Here is a 20,253-nt window from a genome sequence, read left to right as displayed (position 1 = left end):
CCCGTTGCGCTCGCTGTTGCCGATTATGTAATGCGTGAAGCACAAATCAGACCATTTGCTCTGAAATCAAGCGCGTGAGGCACGTCATGAACGAGACATCGGACGTTGCCCATGCTGATGCAACTCTACGCGATCGCGCGCCGATGCGCACCGAATCCGGCGAGATTCGCGCCGAATTCATCGCGGCCATCGCGGCGGCCATCGCCGCCGAGGACGAGGCGTTCCTGCGCGCCGAGGTCGCCGAGCTGCACGAGGCCGATCTCGGCGACCTGATCGCGGCGCTCGCGCCGGACGACCGTGTCCGGCTGGTGGAGCTGACCGGCACCGATTTCGACTTCTCCGCGCTGAACGAGGTCGACGACGCGGTCCGCGAGGAGATCCTCGAGGAACTCGAGCCCGAGACCGTCGCGGAGGGCGTGCGCGAGCTCGAATCCGACGACGCCGTCGAGCTCTTGGAAAGCCTCGACGAGGAGGACAAGGAGGAGATCCTCGAACGCCTGCCGCCGTCCGAGCGCGACGCGCTCGCGCGCAGCCTCGATTATCCCGAGGGCTCGGCCGGCCGCCGCATGCAGCGCGAGTTCATCGCGGTTCCGCTGGGCTGGACGGTCGGCGAAGCCATCGACTACATGCGCGAGACGCGGGATCTGCCCGAGCGGTTCTACGAGATCTATGCGGTCGACGACGCACGGCATTGGCAGGGCGCGGTGTCGCTCGATGCGCTGCTGCGCGCCCGCCGTCCGGTTCCGCTGGCCGATCTGATCGACGAGGACCGCCGTCGCGTCACCGTCACCGACGATCTCGCCGAGGTGGCGCGGCTGTTCGGCAAGTACAATCTGGTCGCAGCCCCCGTGGTCGATGCCGAGAACCGGCTGGCCGGCGTCATCACCATCGACGACGTGGTCGACGTCATCGAGGAGGAGGCCGACGAGGATTTCAAGGCGCTCGGCGGCGTGTCCGGCGACGAGGAGCTGTCCGACAGCGTCTGGACCATCGCCAAGGGCCGCTTCAACTGGCTGCTGATCAATCTTGCCACCGCGTTCCTGGCGTCCTCGGTGCTCGGCCTGTTCGAGGGCCAGTTGCAGCAGATGGTCGCACTCGCCGTGCTGGCGCCGATCGTCGCCAGCCAGGGCGGCAACGCCGCGACCCAGACCATGACGGTCGCGGTGCGCGCGCTGGCGACGCGCGAGCTCGGACCGAACAATGCGATGCGGGTGGTGATGCGCGAGGGGCTGGTCGGGCTCGTCAATGGCCTGGCCTTCGCGCTCGTCACCGGCATCGCGGCCGTGGCGTGGTTCAAGACGCCCGGGCTCGGCATCGTGATCGGGCTTGCGATGATCTCGAACCTCGTCGCGGGTGCGCTCGGCGGCATCCTGATCCCGATGGTGCTCGAACGGGTCCGCGCCGACCCGGCGGTGGCCTCCGGAACCTTCGTCACGACGGTGACCGACGTGGTCGGCTTCTTCTCGTTTCTCGGCATCGCCACGCTCTGGTTCGGCCTGAAATAACCCCTGCGCCTGAACGACTTATATCGTTAATCCGGCCTTAACGCGGTTCGGCGAGACTGTCGCTCGACACGGAGTCGGACGATGCAACGCTTGCGGATGAAGGCAGATGGACGGATCGTGGAGCTGCGCGACGGCGAGGAGATTCCGCTGGCGCCCGCGGCTCCGCTCGAAGTGCGCGATCTCAGGCGGCGGGTGCATCTGACCCAGCAGGAATTCGCCGCCAAGCTCGGTGTGCCCGTCGAGACCATCCGCAACTGGGAGCAGGGCAAACGCATGCCGCGCGGCCCGGCGCGCGCGCTGCTCACCGTCATCGCGCATGCGCCCGAGACGGTGTTTGCCGCCTTAGCCAAGACTTAAGCCAACCACGGGTCGTGCGTTGGCAACGCCCGGCGTGTGCCTACATAATGTTGCACGCGCTCTGGAGTGCACGGCCATGCTGATGATCGAGGCCAACGGTGCCAGGATTCCCGCTTTGGGTCTCGGAACCTGGGAGCTGCGCGGGCGCGCCTGCAGCCGCATCGTCGAGCAGGCGCTCACCCTCGGCTACCGGCACATCGACACCGCGCAAGTCTATGAGAACGAGCAAGAGGTCGGCGAGGGCCTGCGTGCGTCCCGCGTCCGGCGCAACGAGGTGTTCCTGACCACCAAGGTGTGGACCACGCATTTCGCGCCGCACGATCTCGAGCGCTCGGCCAAGGAGAGCCTGGTCCGGCTGCGCGTCTCCGAGGTCGACCTGTTGCTGCTGCACTGGCCCAATCCGCACGTGCCGCTGACCGAGACGCTCGGCGCGCTGGCGCATGCCAAGACGCTCGGGCTCGCACGCCATATCGGCGTGTCCAATTTCACGGTCGGTCTGCTCGACGAGGCGGTGGCGGCGTCGCCGGAGCCGCTGGTGTGCAACCAGGTCGAGTATCATCCCTATCTCGATCAGACCAAGGTCCGCGAGGCCTGCGCGCGCCATGGCGTCGCGCTCGTCGCCTACAGCCCGATCGCCAAGGGCAAGATCAAGAACGATCCGACCTTGACGCGGATCGGCCGCGCCCATGGCAAGAGCCCGGCGCAGATCTGCCTGCGCTGGCTGGTGCAGCAGAGCGTCGTGGCGATCCCGCGCACCTCCAAGATCGAACGGCTGTCCGAGAACCTCGACGTGTTCGATTTCGAGCTGTCCGAGCAGGACATGGCCGACATCTTCGCGATGGGCAGTCCCGAGGGGCGGATGACCAACTTCGCCTTTGCGCCGAAATGGGATTGAGGGCGGCGCCCGCGCATTTATGCTAAAGCCTGACATGACAGGGCGCGGCCGGCGGGCCGCACGACGGCGGTTGCCGCATTCCCTGCCGATGATCGGAGCGATGGCGCGACGCGCACCTTCGCTCATGCGCGGGCGTAGTGAAGCAGCATGGAACGTTGGCAGTTCATCCGTTGGGGCATCGCCGCGTCCGTGCTCGCGCATCTCCTGATCGCCGGTGGGGTCGTGGTCTCGACCACGGTCCGGCCTTATGAGCTGCCCAAGAGCGACGAGATCGAGGTCAACATCGTCGACGCCGACGAGCCGCAGAAGACGCCCGAGCCCGTCGCCACGCCATCGCCATCCCCGACGCCGGATCTGGTGCTGCCGCAGCCGGACCCGAACGCCTCGCCGGCGGCCGCCGCACCGCCACCGCCCAGTCCGCCGCAGGACGCCAAGGAGACCCCCAATCCTCCGATGCCGGCCGCGCCGGCGGCGAAACAGCCGGCGCCGGCAGCATCGCCCAAAGCGGTGAAGACGGCCGCAAAGGCGGAGAGCAGATCCGCCGTCAAGCCGGCGCCGCCACCCGTGCCGGCACCCGCGCCGACCTATGTGCCTCCCGAACCGGATCTCACGGTGAAGTATGGGGTCATGCTCGGTCTGCCCGAGCCATTGTCTCCGTTACCGCGTCCCGGCGGCCCGGAGGACGGCAAGGACGCCGGGCCGACCGCGACGACGAACCTCGCCGCCAATCTGGAAGCGGCTCTGCGGCAGAAGGTCAGGAGCTGCGCGCGGCTGCCGGCCTCGCTGTCGCTGTCGGACAACGTGCTCATCAGGCTGCGCTTCGGCATGACACCCGATGGACGGCTGGCGACAGAGCCGGAGGTGATAGAGGTCGTCGCGGCCTCCAAGGCGATCCAGCTCAAGGAGAGCGCGGTCCAGGCGTTGAATGCCTGCCAGCCCTACGCGATGTTGCCTCCCGATCGCTACGACGAGTGGAAGGTGATCGAGATGTCGTTCACGCCACAAGATTTCGCCCGCTGATCTGCGGCCGGCGACGCATGAAGGCGGGCGCGTGGTCGGGCGCTTGTGTGTCGACGCAACGGCCGATCATCCTGTATGCGTCGCCGATAGCATGAGCGTCGACGGCGCGGCTGCGCGGGCCGTCCACGCCCAACACGGAGACGGTGCGACATGACGCTGAAGCTGGTGATCGGCAACAAGAACTATTCCTCATGGTCGATGCGGCCCTGGCTGGCGCTGCGCGGCTGCGACATCGCCTTCGATGAGATCGTGATCCCGCTCTACACCGACGATCCCGCCGACAAGGCGCGCATCCTCAAGCATTCCCCGGCCGGCAAGGTGCCGATCCTGATCGATGGCGCGATCAGCGTGTGGGATTCGCTCGCGATCATCGAATATCTCGCCGAGCGCTTCCCGCAGGCGGGGCTGTGGCCCGCCGATGCCGCTGCCCGCGCCCATGCGCGATCGGTCTGCGCCGAGATGCACTCCGGCTTTCCGGCCTTGCGCAACGAATGCCCGATGAATCTCCACCGGCCGGTGCGGCCGGTGGAACTGTCAGCCGATGCCAAGGCCAACATCGCGCGGATCGAGGACATCTGGCGCGACTGCCGTGCCCGCTACGGCCATGGCGGGCCGTTCCTGTTCGGCCGCTTCGGTGCCGCCGACGCCATGTTCGCCCCGGTGGTCACGCGCTTCCACAGCTTCGCCATTCCGGTCGCCGCCGAAACCCGCGCCTACATGGACATGATGATGGCGATGCCGGCCTTCGCGGCCTGGGTGAAGGACGGCCTCGCGGAGGACTGGGTCATCGAGCGGGTCGAGAACGTCTGAACGGTCTCGTCTGTTCGCGATTTGGTCCGTGGTGGACGAGCGCGCCCCGAGCCGCTCGTCCAGGAATACCGTTTGCGGAGCCATCCCGTTGAAGAATCTCGCAATCTCCGCGTTTGCCACGTCGTGAGGTCGCTGGTCAGGGCGGGCGGCGGCGTGATATAAGCGCGATATTTATAAAGACACGCCGGCTCGGGCAGCGGGACCAGGGGCTCTTGCCGGCATGCGAGCAGGAGAGGGCGTTGAAACACAAGTTCCCCATTGGGGCGACCGTCTATTTCACCGCGAGCAACGTCTCGCGTCCGGCGGCCACAGGCACCTACGAGATCATCCGCCAGCTTCCGACGGAAGACGACGACTGCCAGTATCGGATCAAAAGCTCGACGGAAGCCTTTGAGCGGGTTGCCAGAGAGAGCCAATTGGCCTTGTCTTGAGAACCACGTGCCGCGTCGGCGGACGCGGCCGCCGGAGACGTAGCCGAAGCGAGAGGGAGAGTTGCCACGCGTTCGGGAGCCGTGGCGCGAGACGATGACGATTGCTGCGCGATCCCTTTTGGGGATAGCGGGTAGCTCCACACCATCCGGCGCCCGCAGGCGCATGGAATCGTCTTATTGTCTTGGTGGGGCCGCAATCGATCGGGTGATCATTTGAATTTGATGATCGTTTCACGGCCGTCCCATGTAGGGACGCCATCGGGGCCGCTTTCGCTGGCCCACGTCAGGAACAAGCGCGCATGAACTCGACCTGGCCTTCCTCGTTGGATCAGCTCTTGAACTCACCGGCGTTCCCGATGTGGCTCACCGTTGCCGCGGCGGGTTTCTTTGCGCTGGTCGTCCTGACGACGCTGCTCAGGGCCGAGAAATCGGTCGCCAACGGCGCGCTGACGGTGATCACGCTGCTGGCGGTCGGGATTGCGGTGGCGTCGATGATGCGGAGCCAGGATGCGACCCCGCGTGGCGCCAATGGCGATCCTGCTGTGACCGCCTCCGTCGGCCTCTCGCCGCCCGCGCTGGCCTGCGTGGATGATCTCGCCGGCGATCTGGTGCTCGCGAATTGCGAGAAGAGCCTGTTCGGATCGGCCGAGATGACGGCCGCTGCCGTCAGCTATGCGGCGGGTATGCTGAGCCGGCTGTCCCAGGTGGGCGACGTCGCCAGCGCCAACAAGGTGATGACCGCGGAGCTGCTGGCGCTGCGCCGTGCCGTCGAGCGCGATCGCTATGGCCTGATGGCCTATGTGCTGCTGACACGCGACCGCTGCACGCCGAGCGATTGCGTGATGTTCCGTGCCGTGGGCGATCGCCAGCAACTGATGAACAACATGGAAGGGCGGACCTATGAGGGCCTGGTGACGCGCTACGCCTCGCAGTGGAATGCGGCGCCGGGCCAGCCCGTCGCTGGAACCTTTGCGGGATTGGCGCCTCCAGGGGTGGCGCCGTCGGCGCCGAGCGGCAAGCCGACGACCGCGGAATTTCCCAGCTCGGCGAACACCCCGCCGGTCAGCATCATGAATCCCGAGCCGACGGCCTCGACGCGCTCGGCCGCCCCGGCAGCCGCGGCGCCGAAACCGCCGACGCAGCTTACGCCGTCGCCCGCAGCCCCACCGAGCGTGGCTGCCAGCCACGCCCAGGCGCCGGCGGCCAAGAGGGCCGCGCCGAAGCCGAAGCCGGCCGCTGCGGCGCCTCAAGCGGCGCCTGAGCCCGCCGAGCCGGCCGCCAACAACGAATAGATCCCGCTGGTTGAACCGCCATCATGCCTCTGCACCTGATCAAGCTCGCCGTCGGCTGCGAGTCCGTGAAAGAGCTGAAGGAGTGGATCGCCGAGCGCATGCTCGCGGCCAAGAAGAAGGGCCTGCCGCAGCAGCACGTCCATGTCACGCGGATGACGCCGAAACGGGTCGAGGACATCCTCGCCGGCGGCTCGCTGTACTGGGTGATTCGCGGTGAGGTCGCCGCGCGCGAGAAGATCGTCGGCATCGAGCCGTTCCGCGACGGCGACGGCATCGGGCGGTGCCGCATCATCATGCAGCCGAAGGTGATCGCGGTGTCGCCGCGGCCGATGCGTCCGTTCCAGGGCTGGCGCTATCTGACCGCCGAGGATGCGCCGGCTGATCTCGGCAAGGCCAGTGCGGCGGGCGTCGAAGCCATGCCCGAGCCGCTGCGCCGCGAGCTGCGCGATCTCGGCCTGCTGTAGCACTTCGACGTGCCGGTGGTGTTGCGCGTGAGCATCTCACGCGCGGCGGAAGTTCTGCCTCGCTCGCAAGGGCAGGGCGTACGCTCGACGCGGCGTCGGCCGCCGTTGCCTCTGCCTTGCGGGCGAGGGAGCGCTCACGGTCTTGGCGGACCGCCGGTCTCCCGGCGCCTCACGCCGCGATATTGTCGATCAGTCGCGTGGTTCCGATCTTGGCCGCGACCAGGATGCGCTTGGGTCCCGAATCGTTCGGGGCGATCGGCGCCAGCGTCTCGGCGTGGCGGACCTCGAGATAGTCCAAGGCGAAGCCGGCTTCGGTGATCGCGGCGACGCCATCACCAACCGCGGCCTGCATGTCGTCGCCGGCGCGCAGCCGGGCCGCCAGCTCCTTCAGGACACGGTGCAGCGTCGGCGCCGCCCGCCGCTCGTCTGCCGAGAGGTAGACATTGCGCGACGACATCGCGAGTCCGTCGCGTTCGCGCACCGTACGGGATCCGACGACACGGACGCCGAGATCGAGGTCGCGCGCCATCTGGGCGACGACGCGGAGCTGCTGATAGTCCTTCTCGCCGAAGATCGCGACGTCCGGCCGACATTGCGTGAACAGCTTGGCGACCACGGTCGCCACCCCGCCGAAGAAATGCGGACGGAAGCGGTCCTCCAGCCCGGCCAACGCCGCGCCTTCCGGCACGATCCGCGTCGCGAAGCCGTCCGGATACATCGCCTTCGCGTCGGGATGCCAGATCAGATCGACGCGCTCGGCCGCAAGTTTCGCAACATCCTCCTTCCAGGTCCGGGGGTAGGACCCGAAATCCTCCGTCGGCGCGAACTGAGTCGGGTTGACGAAGATCGAGACGACCACCTTGTCGGCGCGGCGCTTCGCCTGCCGGACCAGCGAGATGTGCCCTTCATGCAGCGCGCCCATGGTCGGCACGAGCGCGATGCTGGCTTTTCTCGCGCGCAAGCTGTCGAGCTCGCGGCGGAGGGCGGAAACGGTGCGGGCGACGCGCGGGCTTCGTGACATTTTTGCTCGATCTCACAGCGAAAAATTGCGGTTGCTCTGTTCGGCCTTGACGCTCGGGCGACCGCCCTTAACAAGGACGCGGCACGCCGCTCAGCATACTTGAATACGCCTGTTAGCACGTCTCCGCATCCGATGCGGAGTTGGTAAACGCGCGCGTCAAGTAGTAGCGGAGGATGCTCCCCCGTGGGATTCACGATGACGATGCATTTCACTTGACCGCAGACGACCGTGACTCGAAGATGATCGTAAGAGGTCGACAACATGCTGGTGCAGACTAGCCAAGGACAATCGGGCTCGGCCCACGTGGTTGTGCTTGGAAACGAGAAGGGCGGGTCGGGCAAGTCGACCACCGCCCTGCATATTGCCGTGGCACTCCTGAAGGCTGGCCAGCGTGTCGCCACGATCGATCTCGATTGCCGCCAGCAGAGCTTCACCCACTACATCAACAACCGGAGCGCCTGGGCGCGCCGCACCGGCCTGCGCCTCGAGCTGCCGACGCACTACTGCATCCAGCTCGGCAGGACGTTGCAGATCGACGAGAACGAGAACACCGAGTTCCAGCAGTTCATGGAGGCCGTGAGCGCCGTCGAACGCTCGTTCGATTTCATCGTCATCGATACGCCCGGCAACGACAGCTACCTGATGCGCCTGGCGCATTCGATGGCGGATACGCTGGTCACGCCGATCAACGACAGCTTCCTCGACTTCGACGTGCTGGGAACGGTCGATCCCGCGACCTATGCCGTGACCGGCGAGAGCCACTATGCGGAGATGGTGCGTGACGTCCGGCGCAAGCGCCGCCAAGTGGACGGTGCGATGACCGACTGGATCGTGGTCCGCAACCGGCTGTCGATGCTCGGCTCCCGCAACAAGCAACTGGTCGCCGATGGCCTCAAGGACCTGTCGCTGCGGCTCGGCTTTCGCGCCATCGACGGCTTTGCCGAACGCGTCGTCTATCGCGAGTTCTTCCCGCGCGGACTGACCGCGCTCGACGACATCGACGAGGCGACCCTGGGCACCCGCCCCAATCTCGGCCACGTCACGGCCCGGGAGGAGGTCACCAGCCTGTTGCGCCAGCTCAAGCTGCCGCTGGACGAGCGCGGCCGCCGCCGCGCCGCAAACCGCGCCGAATGGTTCGCCCAGGTCGACAAGCCGCTCGACCTGCACGACATCATCAGCGCCTGAATACCGTCTGCATTCAGGCGAGACCTCGCCTGAGACATTGTGCGCGTTGAACGTGCCCGCGGCCTGGTTAAACAATCTCCTGACAGCGGTGGCGGGTAACGGCGCGTTCAGCCTGTTTGGGCCGGACGGAAGAAGATTTGTCTCAGGTCAAGGCCGCAGCCGCCAATTTCGCTAGATTACCGTCAAATTCATGACTGATTTGAACCTGACGTTCAGGGCTCAAGTCACAAGAGGGGGCGGTGGAACCCGCTCTGCTGCACAGCAACTAGGTGCGGCGCACAACGAACGGGCGACGGATACACAACATTTGGTCTTCCTGTCACAGCGCCGTTACATATATTAAACAGAACGGGTCGCGAGAGTCTTACAGGTTCAAAACTACCTTTGATTGTGCTCCCGAGGGACGAACATGAAGCGTGGAATAACCGTTCTTGTGTCTGTCAGCGTGCTGGCGGCCGTCGGCTACTTCACCGCGAGCAAGTGGGCGATCCGGCACGAGACCATCAGGTTCTATGACGCTTCGCGCGACAACCGTCTGGTCGAAGTAGCCGTGGCCGTCCGCCGCGACAAGGAGATGCAGGCCGAAGCCGGCATGATCAAGCTGCCGGTCGCGATCCTCAATCACGGCAACACCGTCAAGTTCACCGAGTACTCGTTCCTGGCCAACGTATTTGCTGCGCGCGGCTACATGGCGGTCAGCATCCAGCACGACCTGCCGACCGATGCGCCGATGGTGACGAAGATCGGCGAGCCCTATGTCGGCCGGCTGCCGCAGATCCAGCGCGGCGTCGCCAACATCCGATTCGCCGTCGAGCAGATGCACCAGGTGCAGCCGAATGCCGACTATGATCATCTGACGATTGTTGGTCATTCGATGGGCGGCGACATCTCGATGTATTTCGCCAAGCAGTATCCCGAGGACGTCCGGAAGGTGGTCACGCTCGACAACCTCCGCGTCCCGTTCGTCACCGACGGCAGGTTCAAGATCCTGTCGTTCCGCTCGAAGGACCCGCAATTCAAGACCGATCCCGGCGTGATCCCGAGCGACGACATCTGCGAGAAGGAAGGCATCACCGTCGTCAAGACGGACTTCCAGCACAACGACATGCGCGACACCGGACCTGACGATGCCAAGTCGTCGATCCAGGCCATGCTGGACAAATTCCTCGCCGACAGCGACGGCAGCACCAGCGACATCGGGCCGGTCAAGACCAATACCCCGTTGCTCGATCCGGGTCCCGTCGCGCCTTATGCGCCGGTCGGCAAGACCGCGACGCCGGCCAAGCCGCTGACGCATTGAAGGGGCAGGGGCGGGGCGTACGCCGGTCTCGCCTGATCCTTGCGGCCCTTGCGACGGGAACGAACGGCGTGTCCGGCAGATGTCACTGCCGTCATTGAAGCTGTCCATCCGCCTGCCCACATGATGCGCGTCCGAGCAAGGTGCGTGCATGGTCGATCATCGTTCGAAGCCCGGTTCTGCCCCGATCACCTCGCCCGACGATGGCTCGCGTCAGCAGCGCTTGCCGGACAATGAGCATTCCACGGCAGACGCGATTGCGGCATTCGTCGCGCAGGCCAAGGCCATGGCTCCCGCGGCTCTGGGGACCAGAGGCCGCCTCGTCTTCGCGCTCGATGCGACCCTGAGTCGCCAGCCGACCTGGGACATGGCCTGCGCCCTGCAGGCCGACATGTTTCGCGAGGCCGCAGCCCTCGGCAGCCTCGATATCCGGCTGGTGTACTACAGGGGCTTCAACGAATGTCGCGCCACGGGCTGGATCTCCGACAGCGCTGAGCTCGCCCGGCTGATGGGCAAGATCGATTGCCGCGGCGGCAAGACCCAGATCGGCAAGGTTCTTGCCGAGGCGCGGCGCCATGCGACAGCGTCCGGAATCCGCGCCGTCGTGTTCGTTGGCGACGCGATGGAGGAGAATGTCGACGAGCTCTGTGCGAAGGCCGGCGAGCTCGGGCTGTTGAAGGTCCCGCTGTTCATGTTCCAGGAGGGCCATGAGCCCGCGGCCGAGCAGGCGTTTCGCGAGATGGCGCGGCTCTCGGGAGGAGCGTGGTGCAGGTTCGATCCGGGCGCCTCCGCGCAGTTGCGCGAGCTCCTGCGCGCCGCCGCGGCCTACGCTGCGGGCGGTCGCGCGGCGCTGCTCCGGCTCGCCGGCTCCGAAGCGGGCGCGGCACGCCTGATCGGGCAGATGAAGTAGAGATCGATTTCGGCCGCCGCCAACATCAAGCGCACCGGCTCGAGCCTGCCGGTCGGGGACGCAGCCGATCATGCTTTTTGTGCCGACACGCTCTATATTCGGCCCATGACACTGATCGCTGGCGCCGTCGCCGTCATCACCCTTTATCTGTTGCTGCAGATGTTCCGGAACGCCAATCCGGCGGCGCTGGCGCGCGCGATCAAGGTTGCCGGCGGCATCGGCTGCCTTGCGGTGGCAGCTTTCACCGGCCTTCGCGGCGAGCTGGTGGTGGCGATCCCGATCGGGTTGTTCGGGGCGGGGCTGCTCGGCTGGTCACCCGGCGGGCTCGGCAATCTCGGCAGCATGTTCGGGCTGGGTGGGCAGCGCTCGTCCGGTCAGAGCTCGCGGGTGCGCTCGCAGTTCATCGAGATGGTGCTCGATCACGACAGTGGCCAGATGCTGGGCCGCTTCGTCGCCGGCATCCATGCCGGCCGGTCGCTCGACGAGTTCGATCTGCCGCAGCTCGCGGCGATGGCACCGAGCCTCGATGCCGACAGCGTCGCTCTACTTGAAACTTATCTGGACCGCCGGTTTCCCACTTGGCGTCAGCACGCGCAAGGCGATGCGGCAGGGCGGCAGCGCCGCGCGGCGTCGAGCTCCAAAATGACGGAAGAGGAGGCCTATCAGATCCTTGGCCTGCAGCCGGGCGCGGGGCGAGACGAGATCGGGCGTGCCCACCGTGCGCTCATGAAGAAACTGCATCCCGACCAAGGGGGGTCGACGTATCTCGCCGCCCGGGTGAACGAGGCCAAGGATACTCTGCTTCGTACGCATCACGGCTAACTCCGGCAACGCCACCAACGCCACAGATCGAAACTGCTTCCATCACAGCCATGTCGACATCAGCGGCTCCCGGCTCTGTCAGGCGCGATCGTGCGACATGGTGAAAAAGTTCTAGCGGCAATTCCTTGACGAGTGGTTTGCGCGAGCGCATTCGCGGCGGTGTCGCACGCGCGCAAAGAAAAAGGCCCGCGCGTGTGTCGCGCGGGCCTCATATGTCGTGATGTCGGTGCGTTAGTTGTGCACGGTCATGCAGGAGATGTCGGCGCGCTTCAGCTTCTTGCAGACGGCCTCGGCCTGATCACGATCGAGGCCGGCGAAGCGGGCGCGGATGAGGGTCTTGTCGCCCTTCGCGACCGTCTCGGTGAAGGGATCGGCCTTGCTGAGGAGACCTTGTGCCGAGCTGCGGGCCGCCTCGATCCGCTTCTGGGCCTCGGCCTCGTTGTCCAGCGCTCCGACCTGAATGATCCAGCCGCTCCGCGTGACGGACGACTTGCTCGGGAGCTCCGGCGCAGCGCTCGCGGAGGCGATCTGCGTCGGCTGGGCCGGAGGCGCGGCATAGGCCATGGCCTGCGACGAGCCTGCCGGCAGGCTGGAGGCGGGCAGCACGCCGAGAATGCCGTTGCCGGTGCCATGGCCCGGCGGCTGCGGCGGCATCTCGGGGCGGGCGGCTTCGGCGCGCACCATCGGCGGCGCCGGCTCGATCGCTTCGATGCGCTGTGCAATCGGGGCAGGCGGTGGCGCCACCGGCTGCGGGGCCGCCGTGGCGAGCTTGACCGCGCCGGCCTTGACCTGAACGGTCCTGACCTTGACGGGCTTCATCGGCTCGGTCGAACCGGGAACGATCGACATCGGCTGGGTCTGGATCACACCCGATGTCATCGGCGCGGGCTCGACCTTCGCTTCCTTCGGCGCCGCCGGCGGCAGGGCCGCGGTGGCTTCCGACAGGGTCGAGATCAGCTTGGCGGCGCGGCTCGGGGCCGGGGCCTCTGGCGCCGCCGAGGCGAGCTGGACCGTGCCCCGGTCGTCGCCGGCATCGGAGCCGCCGCGCTCGCCGATCGCCGCGACGGTGCGCTTGGTCGCGCCCTTCTCGAGGTTCTCGGCGAGCAAATTGCGCATGATCGCGTCGCGCGAACCGCCGCTGCGGCCGCCCAACACGACGCCGATCAGATGGCGGTTGCCGCGGCGCAGCGAGGTCACGAGATTGAATCCGGACGCGCGCGTGTAGCCGGTCTTGATACCGTCGACGCCCTCGACGCTGCCGAGCAGGTGATTGTGGTTGCGGATCGACTGGCCGCGATAATTGAAGACCTCGGTCGAAAAGTAGCGATAGTAGCGCGGGAAGCGGTCCTGGATGGCGCGGCCGAGGATCGACTGGTCGCGTGCCGTCGTGATCTGCTCGTCGGCGGGCAGGCCCGAGGCGTTGACATAAGTGGTGCGGCTCATGCCGAGCGAGCGCGCCTTGCGCGTCATCATCTTGGCGAAATCATCCTCGTCGCCGCCGATCGCCTCGGCAATGACCACCGCAGCGTCGTTGGCCGAGCGCGTCACAAGGCCCTTGATCGCGTCCTCGACGCGGATGGTCTGGCCGGGGCGCAGGCCGAGCTTGGTCGGCGACTGCTCGGAGGCGTGCTCGGACACCGGCATCTCGGTGTCGAGCTTCATCTTGCCCGACTCCAGGCGCTCGAACAGCAGATAGAGAGTCATGATCTTGGTGAGCGACGCGGGATGCCGCAATGCGTCCGGGTTGGTCGCGGTCAGGGTCGCGCCCGAATTGCCGTCGACGATGATCGAGGCGAAGGCCGGGCTGTAGCTGCCTTCGTCGGTATGGGGCGAGTGACGCGCGTGGTGGTGCCGATGACGCCGGCGCGCTTCTGCGCTGTCGACCGTGACCACTGCTGCCGTCGCGAGGGTGATCAGTCCGTAGACGCCAACTCGCAACAGGCGCGAGGAAGCCATTTTTTTGCGAAGCATGAAATCCCCGTCCAATTTCTGACGTGATCACCGGCTCGTAAGGCGAAATTGTGCCGAACGCCCCTTTGACCGTGCCTGTCGGACCTCCCGATCGTGCCGTGACGCTGCCTTAGCATCGAAGGGCCCGAACTGAGGTTTTGTTAAGACGCTGTTTTAGAACAGCTTTACGGTTCGGCCGACGCTGGCCGGGACCACCGGAGAGGTTAGGACGGTCGAGTTGCCAAAGGATTAAAGAAACCTTGCGGCGATGGCCGGTATTTCTGCCGAACTGACCCGGGTTGGAGCGCCTGACGGTGGATCGGGCAGCAATGCCCGGGATGGTGCATTGCACAAGATTCTTGATTGATTTTGTGCGCTGCACTATATTGTGATCGCGTCAGGGAGCCGGGGCTTCCCTGAGGGCGCTCAAAGTCAGGGAAAGGAATGCCACATGTTTAAGGTTGAAGACTTTCAGAACTACGGCAAAGAGCAGTTCGAGACCGTCGTGAACTCCGCGACGACCGTGCAGAACGGCCTCCAAGCCATCGCAACCGCCTATGGCGACTACACCAAGAAGTCGTTCGAGGACACCAAGTCGTTCGTCGAGAAGCTCCAGGGCGTGAAGTCGCTCGACAAGGTGCTCGAGGTGCAGACCGAGTTCGCCAAGTCGGCCTACGAGACCTTCGTCGCCGATTCGCAGAAGATCGCCGGGCTGTATTCGGATCTCGCCAAGCAGGCGTTCAAGCCGCTGGAAGGCATCGCCGCCAAGTTCACCCCGCCGGCCGCGCACTGACCGTTCGCGCCCGCAGGGAGCACAAAGCCCGGCTTGCGCCGGGCTTTTTTGTTGGCTGAAGGCAGAGCGCTGTCGGGGGCCCGGCGCTTCTGCTATTTGGCGACCCGCAGCTTCGACAATGCGGTGCCGATCGAGTTGAACGTGGTCACGATCTGGCTCGAACTCGTCAGCATGTAGAATTTGTCGGGACTGCTGGCGCAGTTCTGCAGCACGGTCGAGGTCGGGTCGGCGGGCGAGCTCGTGTTCACCTGGATCGTGTAGATCGTGTACATCGCGTTGCCCTTCGAATCCTTGGTGTTCTTCAGGTTCGAGCAGAGCAGGGCCTGGCGCGCGTCGATCGGGTTGCCCGAGGCTTGCGACGAGCCGTTGCCGTATTCGGGCCAGCGGTCCTCGGTGTTCAGGCCGTCCGACAGCAGGATGATGACGCGATTATAGGTGGTGTTGACGTCCTCCGCCGGCGCGCCGAGCACGCCGTTCGGAATCAGCGACTGCACGGCCCAGGCAAGTCCGATCGCCTGGTTGGTGCCGCCGGTCGGCTGCATGGCGTTGACGGCGCTCTTCAGCGAGCTCCAGCTGTAGCTGAGCGGCACGATCTCCGCGAGCTTCGTCGAGGCCGTGCTGCTGCAGTACTGGATGTTGTTCTCCATGTGCTGGTTGGCCGGGAACAGCGTCGTCACGTCGGAGGTCGCCGGCGACACGGCATTCGCGTCGTTCGGCTGGGTGCGGTCGGCGACGCATCCGGTCCAGGTGCTCTTGGTGTTGGCGACCCAGGTGTGGGTGAAGGTGTTGACCTTGCACACCGTGCTGGATCCGCTTCCCGTGCAGCTGCACGTGTTGTTCGGAAGATTGCTGCCGCTGGTCGGGCAGCTGCAATAGCTGCCGGTGCACCAGTTCACCCGCGTGCTGGTCTGAACGCTGTTCCAGCAGCCATTGTAGTAGCTGTGCGAGGCTGAATCATAGCCCGGGCAGACGTAGCCGGTGTAGCTCCCGCTCGACGGAATCCTCGAGGCGCTCGAACTCCCGGTCGCCGGGTCGCTGGTGCAGGAGAAGTAGGGAAAGCCGTTGCCGGACTTGAACGGACAGGAGGATCCCGGTCCCACCATGTCCCATTGCGATTGCGTGTAGCTGCCGTTCGGGATTGCGGCCTGATAGGAACCATTGGCAGGCTGGATCGTGGGCGGATTCTGCCAGTCGGTCCAGTCGATCCAGTCCTTGGCGTAATTGCTGGCGCCGACGTTGACGACCTTGGCGAATGGAACGACCGAGATGTAGACGTCGCCCGGGGTCTTGGCCAGCGCGCTGAGCTGGTCGATCAGCCCGCCGCTGCCGGCCACGGCGTTCTGCAGCGCGGACATCTTGCCGCTGGACGCCATCGAGCCGGTATTGTCGAGCGCGAGCGCCACTCGCATCTTCACGTCGCCCCAGGTCGATGTCGTTTTGACGCCGAAGTCCATGGTCGGAAAGCCGGCAATCCTCATGAACTGGGTGACGATCTGGCCGGAGGCCGACAATTGGATGTTGGAGGCCGACGTTGTGGTCGAGGCGGTATAGCTGGCCGTCACGGTGACGTTCTGCGCGTCCGTGCTGGTGTAGAGCGCCTTGAAATAGGCGCTTGCCTTGGTTCCGATGTCGGTTGCGCTGATGGTGCCCTGCGCCAGGTCGCGCGACAGCATCAGCGAGGTGGCGTCGAGCGCAGCCTGCATCGACGACCGCGCGGCGTTCAGCCGGCTGTAGTCGACGCCTGCGCCGACGAAGGCCAGGATGGGGACGAGCGAGATGGCGAATAGCATGGAGATGTTGCCACCGCGGTCGCAGGCGAACCGTCGGACGGCGCGGCGGCAGAAACGAATGAAGGAGACATCGGTCATGTCGCTCACCAATTATGGTTTTCTGCAGGTGTTTTCGGTTCAGCTTCGTCAAGGCCGGGTAAATCGAAACCGCGAAACACCGGGCCAATGCCCGCAGCCTGGCGCCGCGCCCGCAACCGAGCTGGTTCCCTGTCAATGCCCGCTGAATGGGCTTTGTAAAATGCGACCGGTTTGATTAACCTTGCGCCTCATCGCCGGGGCAGGGAATCGGTCCTGCCGGAGCTTCGGTCCGTCCTGGGCCTGCGCTTGCGGCAAACCGGTCGCTGACCCATATTCCTGGTGTCGGTCCGACCGGACCGGTCGGCTGGGACAGGCGATCTGGAAAGCAGGACCGGGTGGCGGAAAGCGGCCCGGCAGGGGACAGGTCGGGGCGCCCCTTATGAGAGCAACCCTCCGAGGGAAACTCTTTATTGGGAGCCTCGCAGCCATATCTAACGCGTGCAAGATGTCGCAGCCAACTTCCAGATTGAACCGATCCGCGCCCAGGATGAGCAATAACGACAACAAGTCCGGTGGCACCGGTGGCCCGGTCACGTCCGTGATCACCAAGGTCAAGCCGAAGACCAAGCGCCCCAACCTCTACCGCGTCCTGATCCTGAACGACGATTACACGCCGATGGAATTCGTCGTTCACGTCCTGGAGAAGTTCTTCAACAAGGACGTCGAGGCCGCGACCAAGATCATGCTCCACGTGCACCATCACGGCATCGGGGAGTGCGGCGTCTTCACCTACGAGATCGCCGAGACCAAGGTGACGCAGGTGATGGACTTCGCCCGCAAGCACCAGCATCCGTTGCAGTGTGTGATGGAGAAGAAATAGCCGGCTCCCTCCGCGAAGAGAGCCGCCGACGCGCGCGTCTGCGAGCCAGGGGGGCGGGGGCTCCGGCTGCTCGGGGGGCTGCCCGACTGATCGCCGCGAATCGGCGTCGGACGAAGGATCCTCGAAGGCCGCAGATTGCTGCAGACGAGGTCAGCGCGATCCGGCAGGTTTCACGTTTCGCCCGAAGAATTACGGCCGCTCCGGTCCTTATCTCTTCCCGCTCGGCGGCCTGCGCCGTTCGGTTGGCGCAAGCCCGATTTGCCGCAATGGGAACGGGTTTTGCATTGACGATCCGGTGAACCCGTAATCGAGCGGCTCGGCCGGTCTTTTGTCGCACTCGGTTATAACTATATTTGACGAAGGTTGTTGTTGCCTGACCGGGCGGCGGCGATCATGATGGCAAGGGGCCACAGAGGACGCGCATGCCGACTTTTTCTCAAAGCCTTGAACAATCCCTGCATCGTGCGCTGGCGATCGCCAACGAGCGTCATCATCAATACGCGACACTGGAACATCTCCTTCTGTCCTTGATCGATGACAGCGATGCCGCGGCCGTGATGCGCGCATGCAGCGTCGACCTCGACAAGCTGCGCGGCAGTCTCGTGAACTACCTCGAAACCGAGTTCGAAAATCTGGTCACCGACGGCAGCGACGACGCCAAGCCGACCGCAGGTTTCCAGCGTGTGATCCAGCGCGCCGTGATTCACGTTCAGTCGTCGGGCCGCGAAGAGGTCACCGGCGCCAACGTGCTGATCGCGATCTTCGCCGAGCGTGAGAGCCACGCCGCGTACTTCCTGCAGGAGCAGGACATGACGCGTTACGATGCCGTGAACTACATCAGCCACGGCATCGCCAAGCGTCCTGGTGTCTCCGAAGCGCGCCCGGTTCGTGGCGTCGACGAGGAGACCGAAGCCAAGGGCAACGAGGACTCCAAGAAAAAGGGCGAGGCGCTGGAAACCTATTGCGTCAATCTCAACAAGAAGGCGCGTGACGGCAAGATCGATCCGGTGATCGGCCGCAACTCCGAGATCAACCGCGCCATCCAGGTGCTGTGCCGGCGCCAGAAGAACAACCCGCTGTTCGTCGGCGAAGCCGGCGTCGGCAAGACGGCGATCGCCGAGGGCCTCGCCAAGCGCATCGTCGACAGCGAAGTTCCCGAGGTGCTGTCGGCCGCGACCGTGTTCTCGCTCGACATGGGCACCTTGCTCGCGGGCACGCGCTATCGCGGCGACTTCGAGGAGCGCCTGAAGCAGGTGCTGAAGGAGCTCGAGGCGCATCCGAACGCGATCCTGTTCATCGACGAGATCCACACCGTGATCGGTGCCGGTGCGACGTCGGGCGGCGCGATGGATGCGTCCAACCTGCTCAAGCCGGCGCTGGCTTCGGGCTCGATCCGCTGCATGGGCTCGACGACCTACAAGGAGTATCGCCAGCATTTCGAGAAGGACCGTGCGCTGGTGCGCCGGTTCCAGAAGATCGACGTCAACGAGCCGTCGGTCGAGGATGCGATCGCGATCCTGAAGGGGCTGAAGCCGTACTTCGAGGACTATCACCGGCTGAAATACACCAACGAGGCCATCGAGGCCGCGGTGCAGCTGTCGTCGCGCTACATCCATGACCGCAAGCTGCCGGACAAGGCGATCGACGTGATCGACGAATCCGGTGCGGCGCAGATGCTGCTGGCCGAGAACAAGCGCAAGAAGACGATCGGCATCAAGGAGATCGAGACCACGATCGCCACGATGGCGCGGATCCCGCCGAAGAGCGTGTCGAAGGACGATGCCGAGGTGCTCAAGCATCTCGAGCAGACCCTCAAGCGCGTGGTGTTCGGCCAGGACAAGGCGATCGACTCGCTGTCGGCCTCGATCAAGCTGGCGCGGGCCGGCCTGCGCGAGCCGGAGAAGCCGATCGGCTGTTACCTGTTCTCGGGTCCGACCGGCGTCGGCAAGACCGAGGTCGCCAAGCAGCTCGCGTCGACCCTCGGCGTCGAGTTGCTGCGCTTCGACATGTCGGAGTACATGGAGCGGCACACGGTGTCGCGCCTGATCGGCGCGCCTCCCGGCTATGTCGGCTTCGACCAGGGCGGCCTCCTGACCGATGGCGTCGACCAGCATCCGCATTGCGTGGTGCTGCTAGACGAGATCGAGAAGGCGCATCCGGATCTCTACAATGTGCTGCTGCAGATCATGGATCACGGCCGGCTCACCGACCACAACGGCAAGCAGGTCAACTTCCGCAACGTGATCCTGATCATGACCACGAATGCAGGCGCGGCCGACATGGCCAAGCAGGCGTTCGGCTTCCATCGCTCGAAGCGGGAAGGTGACGATCACGAGGCGATCAACCGGCAGTTTGCGCCGGAATTCCGCAACCGGCTCGACTCCATCGTCTCGTTCGCGCACCTCAACGTCGAGGTGATCGGAATGGTCGTCGAGAAGTTCGTGCTGCAGCTCGAGGCCCAGCTCGCCGATCGCGACGTCACGATCGAGCTGTCGGAGCCGGCGAAGAGCTGGCTGATCCAGCACGGCTATGACGAGCAGATGGGCGCGCGCCCGATGGGCCGCGTGATCCAGGAGCACATCAAGAAGCCGCTGGCTGATGAGGTGCTGTTCGGCAAGCTGAAGGGCGGCGGCCACGTCCGCGTCGTGCTCGTCAAGGACGAGTCCGGCGTCGAGGAGAAGATCGGCTTCGAGTTCGTCGAGGGCCCGGTCACGCCGAAGTCCGAAGTTCCGGCGGCGCGCAAGCGCAAGCCGAAATCCGGCGGCGGCTCGAAGGGGCCGGCTCCGAAGGGACCGCTGGTCAAGGCGTAAGCC

At 65.3% G+C, this 20,253-nt stretch carries 18 protein-coding genes; 15 read left to right on the top strand and 3 right to left on the bottom strand.

Going from position 1 to position 20,253, the window contains the following annotated elements; all coding sequences use genetic code 11:
* The first annotated feature begins 86 nt into the window (after window positions 1-86).
* The 8 genes from mgtE to ACQR1X_RS19040 all read left to right on the top strand — a co-directional run bounded on the left by mgtE (window position 87) and on the right by ACQR1X_RS19040 (window position 6,774).
* Entirely contained in the window at window positions 87-1,505 is a 1,419-nt protein-coding gene (gene mgtE, locus ACQR1X_RS19075) for a magnesium transporter (protein WP_434899373.1), read from the top strand.
* 81 nt (window positions 1,506-1,586) lie between these two features.
* A complete protein-coding gene (locus tag ACQR1X_RS19070) occupies window positions 1,587-1,862 on the top strand; it encodes a helix-turn-helix domain-containing protein (protein ID WP_434899372.1) in 276 nt (91 codons plus the stop codon).
* A 76-nt stretch (window positions 1,863-1,938) separates the two neighbouring features.
* Window positions 1,939-2,757 (top strand): aldo/keto reductase, encoded by an 819-nt coding sequence (locus tag ACQR1X_RS19065; RefSeq protein ID WP_316181804.1) that lies wholly within the window; start codon window positions 1,939-1,941, stop codon window positions 2,755-2,757.
* A 147-nt stretch (window positions 2,758-2,904) separates the two neighbouring features.
* Window positions 2,905-3,777, top strand: a complete 873-nt coding sequence (locus tag ACQR1X_RS19060; RefSeq protein WP_434847047.1) for a hypothetical protein — start codon at window positions 2,905-2,907, stop codon at window positions 3,775-3,777.
* Between the two features lie 150 nt (window positions 3,778-3,927).
* Entirely contained in the window at window positions 3,928-4,587 is a 660-nt protein-coding gene (locus tag ACQR1X_RS19055) for a glutathione S-transferase family protein (RefSeq protein WP_316181807.1), read from the top strand.
* Window positions 4,588-4,826: 239 nt separating this feature from the next.
* Window positions 4,827-5,018 (top strand): hypothetical protein, encoded by a 192-nt coding sequence (locus ACQR1X_RS19050; RefSeq protein ID WP_315718364.1) that lies wholly within the window; start codon window positions 4,827-4,829, stop codon window positions 5,016-5,018.
* Between the two features lie 299 nt (window positions 5,019-5,317).
* Window positions 5,318-6,310 carry a hypothetical protein gene (locus ACQR1X_RS19045; protein WP_316181809.1) on the top strand — a complete coding sequence of 331 codons (993 nt, stop codon included), beginning with the start codon at window positions 5,318-5,320 and terminating at the stop codon, window positions 6,308-6,310.
* Between the two features lie 23 nt (window positions 6,311-6,333).
* A complete protein-coding gene (locus ACQR1X_RS19040) occupies window positions 6,334-6,774 on the top strand; it encodes a DUF1489 family protein (protein ID WP_315804143.1) in 441 nt (146 codons plus the stop codon).
* 169 nt (window positions 6,775-6,943) lie between these two features.
* Here ACQR1X_RS19040 and panC read toward each other — a convergent pair whose 3' ends face one another.
* On the bottom strand, window positions 6,944-7,795 hold the full coding sequence (gene panC / locus ACQR1X_RS19035; protein WP_434899371.1) for a pantoate--beta-alanine ligase: 852 nt from the start codon (window positions 7,793-7,795) through the stop codon (window positions 6,944-6,946).
* Between the two features lie 261 nt (window positions 7,796-8,056).
* Between panC and ACQR1X_RS19030 the strand changes: the two genes are divergently transcribed.
* The 4 genes from ACQR1X_RS19030 (at window position 8,057) to ACQR1X_RS19015 (ending at window position 12,009) form a co-directional block, all read left to right on the top strand.
* On the top strand, window positions 8,057-8,980 hold the full coding sequence (locus ACQR1X_RS19030; RefSeq protein WP_315718368.1) for a division plane positioning ATPase MipZ: 924 nt from the start codon (window positions 8,057-8,059) through the stop codon (window positions 8,978-8,980).
* A 409-nt stretch (window positions 8,981-9,389) separates the two neighbouring features.
* Window positions 9,390-10,280 carry an alpha/beta fold hydrolase gene (locus tag ACQR1X_RS19025; protein ID WP_434899370.1) on the top strand — a complete coding sequence of 297 codons (891 nt, stop codon included), beginning with the start codon at window positions 9,390-9,392 and terminating at the stop codon, window positions 10,278-10,280.
* 148 nt (window positions 10,281-10,428) lie between these two features.
* Complete coding sequence (locus tag ACQR1X_RS19020; protein WP_316181817.1) at window positions 10,429-11,187, top strand: VWA domain-containing protein; 759 nt, start codon at window positions 10,429-10,431, stop codon at window positions 11,185-11,187.
* A 105-nt stretch (window positions 11,188-11,292) separates the two neighbouring features.
* Window positions 11,293-12,009, top strand: a complete 717-nt coding sequence (locus tag ACQR1X_RS19015) for a DnaJ domain-containing protein (protein WP_316237485.1) — start codon at window positions 11,293-11,295, stop codon at window positions 12,007-12,009.
* 231 nt (window positions 12,010-12,240) lie between these two features.
* On the opposite strand, the gene ACQR1X_RS19010 is transcribed toward ACQR1X_RS19015, so the two are convergent.
* Window positions 12,241-13,980: a serine hydrolase gene (locus ACQR1X_RS19010; protein WP_315804137.1), complete on the bottom strand. Its 1,740-nt coding sequence runs from the start codon at window positions 13,978-13,980 to the stop codon at window positions 12,241-12,243.
* 430 nt (window positions 13,981-14,410) lie between these two features.
* Here ACQR1X_RS19010 and ACQR1X_RS19005 point away from each other — a divergent pair, with 430 nt between their 5' ends.
* Complete coding sequence (locus ACQR1X_RS19005; protein WP_315718372.1) at window positions 14,411-14,752, top strand: phasin family protein; 342 nt, start codon at window positions 14,411-14,413, stop codon at window positions 14,750-14,752.
* Between the two features lie 92 nt (window positions 14,753-14,844).
* On the opposite strand, the gene ACQR1X_RS19000 is transcribed toward ACQR1X_RS19005, so the two are convergent.
* Window positions 14,845-16,620 carry a TadE/TadG family type IV pilus assembly protein gene (locus tag ACQR1X_RS19000; protein ID WP_315804136.1) on the bottom strand — a complete coding sequence of 592 codons (1,776 nt, stop codon included), beginning with the start codon at window positions 16,618-16,620 and terminating at the stop codon, window positions 14,845-14,847.
* A 487-nt stretch (window positions 16,621-17,107) separates the two neighbouring features.
* Here ACQR1X_RS19000 and clpS point away from each other — a divergent pair, with 487 nt between their 5' ends.
* Window positions 17,108-17,440, top strand: coding sequence for an ATP-dependent Clp protease adapter ClpS (gene clpS / locus ACQR1X_RS18995; protein WP_008960690.1), 333 nt, complete (start codon window positions 17,108-17,110; stop codon window positions 17,438-17,440).
* Between the two features lie 422 nt (window positions 17,441-17,862).
* On the top strand, window positions 17,863-20,250 hold the full coding sequence (clpA, locus tag ACQR1X_RS18990) for an ATP-dependent Clp protease ATP-binding subunit ClpA (protein ID WP_315804135.1): 2,388 nt from the start codon (window positions 17,863-17,865) through the stop codon (window positions 20,248-20,250).
* Window positions 20,251-20,253: the final 3 nt, after the last annotated feature.

It is taken from the genome of Bradyrhizobium sp. HKCCYLRH3073 (assembly GCF_051167995.1).
Lineage (GTDB): Bacteria > Pseudomonadota > Alphaproteobacteria > Rhizobiales > Xanthobacteraceae > Bradyrhizobium.
Note: the sequence above shows the minus strand (reverse complement) of the source record. Positions and strands in the feature narration are given on the sequence as shown.

Excerpts from the sequence above, each read along its gene's own strand:
- clpS (WP_008960690.1), top strand. The coding sequence starts at position 17,108 with ATGAGCAATAACGACAACAAGTCCGGTGGCACCGGTGGCCCGGTCACG.
- ACQR1X_RS19015 (WP_316237485.1), top strand. The coding sequence starts at position 11,293 with ATGACACTGATCGCTGGCGCCGTCGCCGTCATCACCCTTTATCTGTTG.
- ACQR1X_RS19025 (WP_434899370.1), top strand. The coding sequence starts at position 9,390 with ATGAAGCGTGGAATAACCGTTCTTGTGTCTGTCAGCGTGCTGGCGGCC.
- ACQR1X_RS19020 (WP_316181817.1), top strand. The coding sequence starts at position 10,429 with ATGGTCGATCATCGTTCGAAGCCCGGTTCTGCCCCGATCACCTCGCCC.
- ACQR1X_RS19000 (WP_315804136.1), bottom strand. The coding sequence starts at position 16,620 with ATGACCGATGTCTCCTTCATTCGTTTCTGCCGCCGCGCCGTCCGACGG.
- ACQR1X_RS19030 (WP_315718368.1), top strand. The coding sequence starts at position 8,057 with ATGCTGGTGCAGACTAGCCAAGGACAATCGGGCTCGGCCCACGTGGTT.
- ACQR1X_RS19060 (WP_434847047.1), top strand. The coding sequence starts at position 2,905 with ATGGAACGTTGGCAGTTCATCCGTTGGGGCATCGCCGCGTCCGTGCTC.
- mgtE (WP_434899373.1), top strand. The coding sequence starts at position 87 with ATGAACGAGACATCGGACGTTGCCCATGCTGATGCAACTCTACGCGAT.
- ACQR1X_RS19055 (WP_316181807.1), top strand. The coding sequence starts at position 3,928 with ATGACGCTGAAGCTGGTGATCGGCAACAAGAACTATTCCTCATGGTCG.
- panC (WP_434899371.1), bottom strand. The coding sequence starts at position 7,795 with ATGTCACGAAGCCCGCGCGTCGCCCGCACCGTTTCCGCCCTCCGCCGC.
- ACQR1X_RS19045 (WP_316181809.1), top strand. The coding sequence starts at position 5,318 with ATGAACTCGACCTGGCCTTCCTCGTTGGATCAGCTCTTGAACTCACCG.
- ACQR1X_RS19005 (WP_315718372.1), top strand. The coding sequence starts at position 14,411 with ATGTTTAAGGTTGAAGACTTTCAGAACTACGGCAAAGAGCAGTTCGAG.
- clpA (WP_315804135.1), top strand. The coding sequence starts at position 17,863 with ATGCCGACTTTTTCTCAAAGCCTTGAACAATCCCTGCATCGTGCGCTG.
- ACQR1X_RS19070 (WP_434899372.1), top strand. The coding sequence starts at position 1,587 with ATGCAACGCTTGCGGATGAAGGCAGATGGACGGATCGTGGAGCTGCGC.
- ACQR1X_RS19065 (WP_316181804.1), top strand. The coding sequence starts at position 1,939 with ATGCTGATGATCGAGGCCAACGGTGCCAGGATTCCCGCTTTGGGTCTC.
- ACQR1X_RS19010 (WP_315804137.1), bottom strand. The coding sequence starts at position 13,980 with ATGCTTCGCAAAAAAATGGCTTCCTCGCGCCTGTTGCGAGTTGGCGTC.
- ACQR1X_RS19040 (WP_315804143.1), top strand. The coding sequence starts at position 6,334 with ATGCCTCTGCACCTGATCAAGCTCGCCGTCGGCTGCGAGTCCGTGAAA.